The 9,246-nt window shown below is 42.8% G+C and carries 8 protein-coding genes; 6 read left to right on the forward strand and 2 right to left on the reverse strand.

Translation table 11 applies throughout. The features are described 5' to 3' along the window. The 3 genes from RDS42_RS08880 to RDS42_RS08890 all read left to right on the forward strand — a co-directional run. Nucleotides 1–854: AraC family transcriptional regulator (locus RDS42_RS08880; protein WP_308783341.1), on the forward strand; the 854-nt coding region annotated here is incomplete at its 5' end. Then, nucleotides 829–2,565 carry a sensor histidine kinase gene (locus RDS42_RS08885; protein WP_308783342.1) on the forward strand — a complete coding sequence of 579 codons (1,737 nt, stop codon included), beginning with the start codon at nucleotides 829–831 and terminating at the stop codon, nucleotides 2,563–2,565. The genes RDS42_RS08880 and RDS42_RS08885, both read left to right, overlap by 26 nt. Nucleotide 2,566: 1 nt before the next feature. After that, complete coding sequence (locus RDS42_RS08890) at nucleotides 2,567–4,231, forward strand: sugar ABC transporter substrate-binding protein (RefSeq protein ID WP_308783343.1); 1,665 nt, start codon at nucleotides 2,567–2,569, stop codon at nucleotides 4,229–4,231. On the opposite strand, the gene RDS42_RS08895 is transcribed toward RDS42_RS08890, so the two are convergent. After that, nucleotides 4,232–6,499 carry a glycogen/starch/alpha-glucan phosphorylase gene (locus RDS42_RS08895; protein WP_308783344.1) on the reverse strand — a complete coding sequence of 756 codons (2,268 nt, stop codon included), beginning with the start codon at nucleotides 6,497–6,499 and terminating at the stop codon, nucleotides 4,232–4,234. Nucleotides 6,500–6,634: 135 nt separating this feature from the next. Here RDS42_RS08895 and RDS42_RS08900 point away from each other — a divergent pair, with 135 nt between their 5' ends. The 3 genes from RDS42_RS08900 (at nucleotide 6,635) to RDS42_RS08910 (ending at nucleotide 8,558) form a co-directional block, all read left to right on the forward strand. After that, nucleotides 6,635–7,492, forward strand: a complete 858-nt coding sequence (locus tag RDS42_RS08900; protein ID WP_308783345.1) for an AraC family transcriptional regulator — start codon at nucleotides 6,635–6,637, stop codon at nucleotides 7,490–7,492. Between the two features lie 115 nt (nucleotides 7,493–7,607). Next, nucleotides 7,608–7,877: an autorepressor SdpR family transcription factor gene (locus RDS42_RS08905; RefSeq protein WP_308783346.1), complete on the forward strand. Its 270-nt coding sequence runs from the start codon at nucleotides 7,608–7,610 to the stop codon at nucleotides 7,875–7,877. Nucleotides 7,878–7,925: 48 nt separating this feature from the next. Then, nucleotides 7,926–8,558 carry an SdpI family protein gene (locus tag RDS42_RS08910; protein WP_308783347.1) on the forward strand — a complete coding sequence of 211 codons (633 nt, stop codon included), beginning with the start codon at nucleotides 7,926–7,928 and terminating at the stop codon, nucleotides 8,556–8,558. 68 nt (nucleotides 8,559–8,626) lie between these two features. Here RDS42_RS08910 and RDS42_RS08915 read toward each other — a convergent pair whose 3' ends face one another. Further along, complete coding sequence (locus RDS42_RS08915; protein ID WP_308783348.1) at nucleotides 8,627–9,106, reverse strand: DUF2284 domain-containing protein; 480 nt, start codon at nucleotides 9,104–9,106, stop codon at nucleotides 8,627–8,629. Between the last annotated feature and the right edge of the window lie 140 nt (nucleotides 9,107–9,246).

The raw sequence follows: 9,246 nt of genomic DNA on the forward strand, positions 1-9,246 counted from the left end.
ATTATATTTATACCTTTTTAAAAAGAAATTACAGAGACCGTTTTTATCTTGCCGTCAGCAGAATGTTTGAAGGCGTTTGCTGCCTGCCGGAGATCATGAGCCAGCTGGAACAACAGATGGAAGAAAAATTTTATCATCCGGAAAAACATATTTTTGCCAATGAAGAGGAGCATCTGAAAATGGCCATGGGAGAGGTTCAGGATTCTCATCTGATGCAGATGATCTCAGAGGATATCAGCAGAAAAGATACAGAGCTGCTTAGAAAACATTTTCGGACATTGAAGGAAAAATATACAGATAATACGAAATATTCAGCAATGTATATTAAATTTGTTTTTTCCAATTTGATTCAGGAACTTTTTCAGGAGGATCGGTTTTCCGGAGAAAGGCGGTTGGAAAAGGAAATTGACAGGCTTTATAATTGTAGAAATATAATAGAAATTCTTAAGGTTACTGAGGAAAATATCTGTGAGTATGAGAAATTTCTGGAAAGATCTATGAGTGAATCCAGAAACGAAGTAGCTGTAGTGAAAAATTATATTTATCAGCATTATGATGAGGATCTGAACCTGGAAACGCTGGCAGAAAAAGTATACCTTTCTTCTGGCTATCTTAGTTTTATCTTTAAAAAAGAAACTGGAATGAATCTGAATCGTTATATCCGGGTCTTCCGTATGGAAAAAGCAGGAGAGCTCCTGAAAAATACCAATATGAAGGTGGCGCAGGTTAGTGAGAAGGTAGGCTTTTCTAATGTCTCCTATTTCTGCAGAAGCTTCCGTGAATTTTATGGGAAAAGTCCGGAATCCTATCGGAAAGGAAACACAGAGAATGAGGAATCTGTATCAGAAGATTAAAAATATGAAGTACCGCAATAAGCTCAGGGCGCTTCTGGTGATCGCAAGCCTTGTGCCGGTGCTTTTGATCGCCCTTTACAGTCATATGCGTATGAGCAGCTTTGTGCGTCAGAGAGAAATGGAAGATATGGAATCTCTTCTGGAGCAGACCAGGGAAAATATTGACAGTCAGATTGCAGTATATACCAGTCTCATGAACTACCTTACGTATTCTCCGGATATCGAAGAAATCATTCGGGAAAAAAACATGGACAATTATTCTGCCTACGAAAAATATATGAAAGTGGCAGATCCTCTTCTGACGGTACCGAAATCCTATCATGATGCAATTCGCCAGATCCAGCTTTTTGCAGACAGCATTAAGGTAGAACATGAATATACTCTTGTACCATTACAAAAAACAGAAGAGAAATGGTGGAATGCAGAGCTTAAGGATGATGTAAGAATCCAATGGATGGTGGATCGGGACAAAAAAGAGGTGGTAGCGGTACGAAATATTTATGATAACAGGGTTCTGGCAGCTGTATTGTGTCTTACTCTGGATTATGACAAGATCTTTCAGCCCTTTTCCGGTATGGTGGAAGATGAGGCAGGAGCGGCAGTTACAGACGGCAGAGGGCGGGTTGTATATGAAAACATTGCAAATATGAAGGATTCCCGGGGAAACATATCATCTAAGTTTTTTCTGAATGAAATGAAAAAAGATCATGTCCTGAAAGAAATCGGGGAAAATTATTTTTATGCAAAAAGCACCAGTGGAGAAAATGGATGGAATTTTTACCTGTTTCGGTCGAAGGAAGCAATTGCAGGAGAAGTAAAACAGCTTTTTCTGGAGGAAATCCCGCTGATCTTTCTCTGCACTCTGATCGTGTTTGGTCTGGGAACTGTTTTTTCCAGGCTTTTTACCAGAAAAATCGAAGAGCTTACCAGAAATATGGATCAGGTAAACCATGGAAGCCGTGAAGTGACAGTATCCAGTGACAGTGAGGATGAAGTGGGGATTCTTGTGCGCAGTTTCCGGCGTATGATGGATGAGATCAACCGCCTGATCGACGAGGTCTATGTGAATAAGATCGCCCTGAAAGAATTTGAACTGAAAGCCCTTCAGGCACAGATCAATCCGCATTTCCTTTATAACACGCTTTCGGCTATCAACTGGATGGCAATCCGCAGCAACCAGAAAGAAATCAGCAAGGTTACTTTGGCTTTGTCTACTTTTTACCGTACAGCATTAAGCAAGGGGGAAGATATGGTTACTGTAGAAAGCTGTATTCGGAATGTGGAAGCATATCTGGAAATCCAGCTGGTAATGCATGACAATGATTTTAAAGTGCAATGGGAGACAGATACTTCTGTAAAGAATGAAATGGTGCCGAAGCTTCTTCTTCAGCCGGTGGTGGAAAATGCACTGGAGCATGGTCTGGATGTGAAGGAAGAAGGGGAAAAGATCATGAAGATTTCTATTCTGGACGAGGGAGAGGAATTTCTGATGGCAGTAACGGACAATGGTCCGGGAATGAATCCGGAAAAAGCCCGGAACCTTGTAACCTATCAGGCAAAAGGATATGGACTGAAAAACGTTAATGACCGGATCAAACTTCTTTATGGAGAGGAATACGGGGTCAAAATCCTCAGCCATCCCGGTGATGGAACGAGAGTAGAGATCCGTCTTCCGAAGAAAACGGCAGCAGAAAGGGAGGGCAGAGCATAAAATGAACAGATTTTTTTGTAGAACGGCGGCAGTTTTGGCGTCGGCCTGTCTTTTTTGCGGCTGTTCACAGAAAGGACAGCTGCTGGATTCCGGACAGGAGGTATCGGAAGAGAGCAGGAAAGCCTGGGAAAAAGCAGAAACAACTCCTTACGGGGCATATCCGGAGCTTGTGACCTATACTTTGGGACAAATGAGCGGAGCAAATAATTCAAATCTTCCGGAAGGAGATACTTATGAAGATAATGCTTATACCAGATATCTTCGGAAAATGCTGAACATACAGAACGATAATATCTATATGGAAAGTGAAGACAGGTACAGTGAATTTGTTAACATTATTGTGAAAGATCAGACGCTTCCGGATATTCTGGTAGTTTCAGACAGGGAAACACTAAAGGAACTGGTGGACAATGATCTGATCGAAGATCTGACAGAGGTTTACGAAAAATGTACATCCCCAAGGATTAAGGAAATGTATGGCAGCTATGGAGGGGAACTTCTGGAAGCGGGAAAATTTGACGGGAAGCTTATGGCTGTGCCGGAAACAGTCATAGATCATGGACCGAATCTTCTGTGGCTTCGGAAAGACTGGATAGATCAGCTTGGACTGAAAGAACCGGAGACCCTGGAGGAAGCTTTTGATGTGATAGAAGCCTTTACAGAACACAGAATGGGAACAGAAGAAGGAGAGGAACCGGTAGGACTTGCCTGCGACACAGGACTTGTAGGCACCACAAGCTCCAGTTATTCCATGGATGTGGTTTTTGACAGTTTTCATGCCAGTCCCCAGAGATGGATAAAAAAAGATGGAAAAATTGTTTATGGTTCCCTTACAGAAGAAACCAGAAATGCTCTTTCTTTTTTGCATGACTTATATGAAAGAGGGATCCTGGATCGGAACTTTGCCCTTCGTGCACCGAATAATATCAGGGATCTGGTAGTTGAAGGTAAATGCGGCGCTTTTTTTGGTCTCTGGTGGACGCCCAATAATCCACTGATGGATGCCATGGAAAAAGATAAAACAGCAGACTGGGAACCTTATTATCTTCAGGAACCTTCCGGACAGGAAGCATATGCTTCTTTAAGAAATAATAAATATGTGGTTGTGCGTAAGGGGTTTGAGCATCCGGAAATCGTTATGAAGATCATCAGTGTGCTTTTTGACTATACAAGATATGAAGCAGAGGACGCAGACGAGGTAAATGGATACTTTGCTTTGAATGTAGACCCTACAGCAAGACCTCTTGTGATCAATGTAGACTATAATGAGGCAACCTATCAGGTTACCAAAAAGATCCGTGCAGCTCTTGACGGTTCCTGTCCGGAGGAAAATCTGACAGCCATAGAAAGTTCGTATTATCAGGCATGCAGAAATTATCTGGATTCTGAAACGTATACGGCAGAGGACTGGGCGGCTTATAAATCCAGGATTTCTGCGGTAGGGCTTCTGGTGGACGGAAATTACACACCGGCAGTCCATCCTTATCTGGATGATACAGATGGTGTTGTTCCGCAGTCTCTGAAGCAATTTGAAAAAGATTCTTTCATCAGGATTATTATGGGAGAGGTTCCTGTCAGTTATTTTGATACTTTCGTAGAACAGTGGTATCAGCAGGGCGGGGAAGCGCTCACAGAGCAGATCCGGGCATCTAATCCGGGAGAGTGATTACTCTCCCAGATGCCAGATATCGCGGTTGTATTCTTCAATGGTGCGGTCAGAGGAGAAGAAGCCGGCTTTGGCAATGTTGATAAGAGCTCTTCTTGTCCAGTCGGAAGGATTGCAGGCATAGTCTGCCATGGCCTGCTGTTTTCTCACAACGTAGGCGTTAAAATCAGGGAGAGTCTGGAACCAGTCTTTGTGGATCAGCTCATTTTTCAGTCTCTCCAGATGCTCTTTATGTCCATATTTCAGCATTTCTTCTCCGGTAAGGAAGTCGATGGCCCGTTTCAGGTTGGGGTCGCTTTCGTACCAGTCTTTTGCACAGTAATCTCCTTTTGCATAGCGGTGGATGACCTGATCGCTGCTCTGGCCGAAGATGTAGATATTTTCTGCTCCAACTGCCTGAGAAATTTCTACATTGGCTCCGTCCATAGTTCCCAGTGTGAGAGCGCCGTTGAGCATAAACTTCATATTTCCGGTTCCGGAAGCCTCTTTGGAAGCAAGGCTGATCTGCTCGGAAAGATCACAGGCAGGGATCATTCTTTCAGCGGCAGTAACATTATAGTTTTCTACAAAAACAAGCTGCATCCATGGAGATACGTCAGGATCGTTGGAAATGACTTCGGATAAGGTCAAAAGGCTGTGGATGATATCCTTGGCGATCACATAGGCGGGAGCTGCTTTTGCCCCGAAAATGCTTACCAGAGCAGTAGAAGGCTTATGTCCGGCTTTGATCTCCAGGTACTGATGGATCAGGAAAAGCAGGTTCAGCTGCTGACGCTTATACTCGTGAAGACGCTTGGACTGAATGGAAAACATGGCATTTGTCTGAAGGGAAATCCCCTGTTTCTGTTTCAGCCACTGTGCCAGAGCCTCTTTGTTCTGACGCTTGATCTCTCCAAGGCGTGTCAGGACTTCTTCATTTTCTGTAAAGGCAAGAAGCTTTTCCAGTTCGGCAGCATCCTTGCGGAATCCGGGTCCGATCAGTTCTTCTATTTCTTTTGTAAGCGACGGGTTGCACTTCATCAGCCAGCGGCGGAAAGTAATGCCGTTTGTCTTATTATTGAATTTTTCAGGATAAAGGGTATAAAAGTTTTTCAGCTCGCTTTCCTTGAGGATTTCTGTGTGGAGAGCTGCCACTCCGTTGGTGGAGTGGGAAAAATGGATATCCATATGAGCCATATGCACCAGATCCTGTCCGTCGATAATGGCTGTGGATGGATCCTCTGTTCTTGTCCTGGCAAGAGCGTCCAGTTTGCGGATTACAGGAACAAGCTGCGGAACGACTTTTTCCAGAAAAGCAATAGGCCATTTTTCCAGCGCTTCTGCAAGGATAGTATGATTGGTGTAAGCGCAGGTATCGGTAACAATCTGAACGGCTTCCTCAAAATCAATGCCCTTTTCTTCCAGAAGACGGATCAGTTCCGGTATCACCATGCTTGGATGTGTGTCATTGATCTGAATTGCAGCATAGTCGGCCAGATCATGGTAATTGCTGCCTCTTTCTTCACATTCTTTCAGAATCAGCTGGGCTCCTGCGGATACCATAAAATACTGCTGATAGATACGGAGCAGACGTCCGTTGTCATCGGAATCATCCGGATAAAGGAAGAGAGTCAGGTTTCTGGCGATATCGGTTTTGTCAAAAGAGATCCCATCTTCGATGACAGCGGTATCCACCGTATCCAGATCAAAAAGGTTCAGGGTGTTGGTACGTCCCTCATAGCCGGTTACCGGAATGGTATAAAGCCTTGCAGAATAGGTGGTTCCTGCAAGAGATACCGGAAATACAGTATCGGTAGCCTGTGCGGCGCTGTGAGGTTCCAGCCAGAGATCAGGCGTTTCATTCTGCAGCCCGTTTTTGAAATCCTGATGGAAAAGTCCGCAGTGATAACGAAGGCCTATGCCGTCGCCGGGAAGATTCAGAGTTGCAAGACTGTCAAGGAAGCAGGCAGCCAGACGCCCGAGACCGCCGTTGCCAAGACTTGGTTCCGGTTCGATCTCTTCAATTTCTCCCAGAGAATGTCCGGCTTCTGAAAGAACAGAACGTACTTCATCATAAAGTCCGAGATTGATCAGGTTATTGGACAGAAGCTTTCCGATAAGAAATTCAGCAGAAATGTAGTAAAGCTTCCTGCCGGTAACAGCAGCAGCCCGTTTTTCACTTTGTCTGCGGATTAGCTCCAGAAGGGCGTGATAAATTTCTGTACCGGATGCGGCACTTAAGTCTCTGCCGCAAAGCTGTGTAAGTTCGTCTTTGATAAAAATGCTCATGTTATTTACTCCTTTCATTTGTCAGGATTGTGTTCTTCCGTTTTCGTTATTATATTTTTACTACACAAATCCATTGAAATCTAGTAAAATAACAGCAAAGAATGATACAATCCTATCATATTGGAGGGAATGCTTATGGCAGAAAAACAATATCAGGAAACAAAAAAGCACGGGAGCAGACTGTTTCCTTTTAACATTTATCCCTGCACGATTCCTCTGGATTTCCCGGCGGTGCTGGTACACTGGCACAGGGAAATGGAACTGATCTATGTAAAAAAGGGAAGAGGGCGGATCCAGATGGGAATGCAAGAATTTGAAGGAAAGGAAGGAGATATTTTTGTAATTCCTCCGGGGAACCTTCATGCGATCCACAGAGCAAAAGGATTTACCATGGAATATGAAAATATTATTTTTGAGGTAGACTTTCTTGGAGGAGGGGCTGCCGATGTATGCGCCGGAGAATATCTGGTTCCTCTTGTTTCCGGGCAACTTCTTTCTCCGGTCCATATAAGCTGCGGGGAAAATGATTACGAGAAGCTGAAGGTCTGTCTGAAACAGATGGAAGAGCTTTGCGGGGAAAAAACAGTCGGATTTGAGCTTGGAGTGAAAGCCGCGGCGCTACAGCTGCTTTTTCTGCTGGTAAAAAAATATCCCCATATCCATCACAGCGCTTCTCCGGATATGGAAAAGCTGAAAATGCTTCTGCAGCAGATTGAAGAAAAAACGGGAGAAAATCTTTCCGTAGGGGAAATGGCAGAATTTTGCGGATGGAGCAGCAGCCATTTTATGCGGTGGTTTAAAAACATGACAGGCAGCAGCTTTACGTCTTATGTAAATGACCGGAAACTGGCATCGGCGGCAGAAAATCTGCGCCGTACAGACAATAAGATCGTAACCATTGCCGAGGATGCAGGGTTCAGCAATCTTTCTAATTTTAACCGGCAGTTTAAGGCAAGATATGGAATGACTCCGGGAGAATACAGAGAGAAATGAAAAAGTCAACAGCTATTTAGAAAAAAATCTAAATAGCTGTTGACTTTTTGTGGATGGAAAGGTATATTCTAATTAGAAATATTTCTAAATACTTTTTAGTGAAAGGGGTGATACAATGTCTTTTGCAGATACATTTAAGGCGTTGTCAGATCCGGCAAGAAGAGAAATTCTGCAGCTTCTGAAGGATGGCAAAATGTCTGCAGGAGAAATTGGCAGCCATTTTGATATGGCAGGAGCGACTATATCCTACCATTTGAAGATACTTAAAAAGGCAGATCTTGTATGGGAAACAAAGGTAAAAAATTACATTTACTATGAATTAAATACCTCGGTGGTAGAAGAAATCCTTCTGTGGCTTACTGAGCTTACAGGAGACAAGAAATAGAAAATCATTTATGGTTCAGCTTGTTCTGAACAGGAGGAGGAAAATATCATGCTGAAAAAATATAAATGGACACTGCTGACAGCAGGATTTATGATACTGCTGCCAATGGTCTTAGGCTTGTTCTTGTGGAATAAACTTCCCGATATGATACCTACACATTTTGGAACAGATAATGAGATAAATGGCTGGAGCAGCAAGCCAATGGCAGTATTTGGAATGCCGTTATTTATGCTTGCAATGGAATTTGTCTGTGCTTTTTTTACAAATGCAGATCCCAAACGGAAAAATATTAATGACAAACTGATGAGAGCTATACTGTGGATCATCCCAATTATTTCTATAGTGACCTGCCTGAGCTGTTATGCGGCAGCTCTTGGATACGTAATTGATATTGGAATGATAATGAATATAATTCTGGGTATTGTATTTATCATTATGGGAAATTATATGCATAAGATCAAACAGAATTATACGGTAGGAATCAAGATTCCATGGACATTAAACAGTGAAGAAAACTGGAATCGTACACATAGACTTGCTTCATGGCTGTTTATACTTGGAGGAATTGCTTTTATAGGAAATGCGTTTTTTAAATCAGAGTGGGTGCTGGTAGCTTTTATGATAGCTGTGGGAGTAATTCCTATGGGATATTCATATATCCTTTACAAAAAAGGAATCTGATCTTTATTAAAACCCTCGAAAGAAATCCGGGAAAAAGGAATCTTTCGGGGGTTTTTGTAAAAGAGTTATTATTCATGATATAAAACAAGTGAGAAGAACCGTACGTCCGAATCGCCTGCCCAACATACCATTCCGGCAGATTCTGCCATTTTTTGAGCATCTACACCATAGGCAGACATACAGGAATGTGTTTTGTAGGGTCCTGCACTCATAATGAGATAATTGTCTTCTCTGGAAGGGAAGATATGTTCTGCCAGTTTTTCTGTAAGTACATTCTGATCATATTTGGCTTTTTTAAAGACAGCCGGACTGTTTTCCGGATGCTCCAGAACAGTCTGGAGTACAAGCGCTTTTTCATAAGCCTGTGCCTTATCACGCATTTCTTCTGGTGTACCGCAGGCAGGAGGGCATGCCGGAATTTTATCATAGCAGCCGCAAAGATTTTCTTCGCAGAACTGACGGTATTCCGGCACAAAGGATAACTCCTTCACGTCTACTACAGCAGCATTGGCAAAGCCAAAAGACAGTGCTTCTTTTACAAAATCCATGTTTATACTTCCTCCTTTGTTTTTCATATGCTTTATTATAACGTATCTTATAGAAGTGTTCTATAAAAGAATACAAATCAGAACGGTTTTTGCATAACTGTCCCCTTTTAAAAAGTGAAAATTGTATATTTTAAAATGTA

Origin of the sequence: uncultured Blautia sp. (genome assembly GCF_902497045.1) — a bacterium.
Classification (GTDB): domain Bacteria; phylum Bacillota; class Clostridia; order Lachnospirales; family Lachnospiraceae; genus Blautia_A.

What these genes read in the sequence shown, in the direction of transcription:
- RDS42_RS08885 (WP_308783342.1), top strand. Translation starts at nt 829, where the DNA reads ATGAGGAATCTGTATCAGAAGATTAAAAATATGAAGTACCGCAATAAG.
- RDS42_RS08890 (WP_308783343.1), top strand. Translation starts at nt 2,567, where the DNA reads ATGAACAGATTTTTTTGTAGAACGGCGGCAGTTTTGGCGTCGGCCTGT.
- RDS42_RS08895 (WP_308783344.1), bottom strand. Translation starts at nt 6,499, where the DNA reads ATGAGCATTTTTATCAAAGACGAACTTACACAGCTTTGCGGCAGAGAC.
- RDS42_RS08900 (WP_308783345.1), top strand. Translation starts at nt 6,635, where the DNA reads ATGGCAGAAAAACAATATCAGGAAACAAAAAAGCACGGGAGCAGACTG.
- RDS42_RS08905 (WP_308783346.1), top strand. Translation starts at nt 7,608, where the DNA reads ATGTCTTTTGCAGATACATTTAAGGCGTTGTCAGATCCGGCAAGAAGA.
- RDS42_RS08910 (WP_308783347.1), top strand. Translation starts at nt 7,926, where the DNA reads ATGCTGAAAAAATATAAATGGACACTGCTGACAGCAGGATTTATGATA.
- RDS42_RS08915 (WP_308783348.1), bottom strand. Translation starts at nt 9,106, where the DNA reads ATGGATTTTGTAAAAGAAGCACTGTCTTTTGGCTTTGCCAATGCTGCT.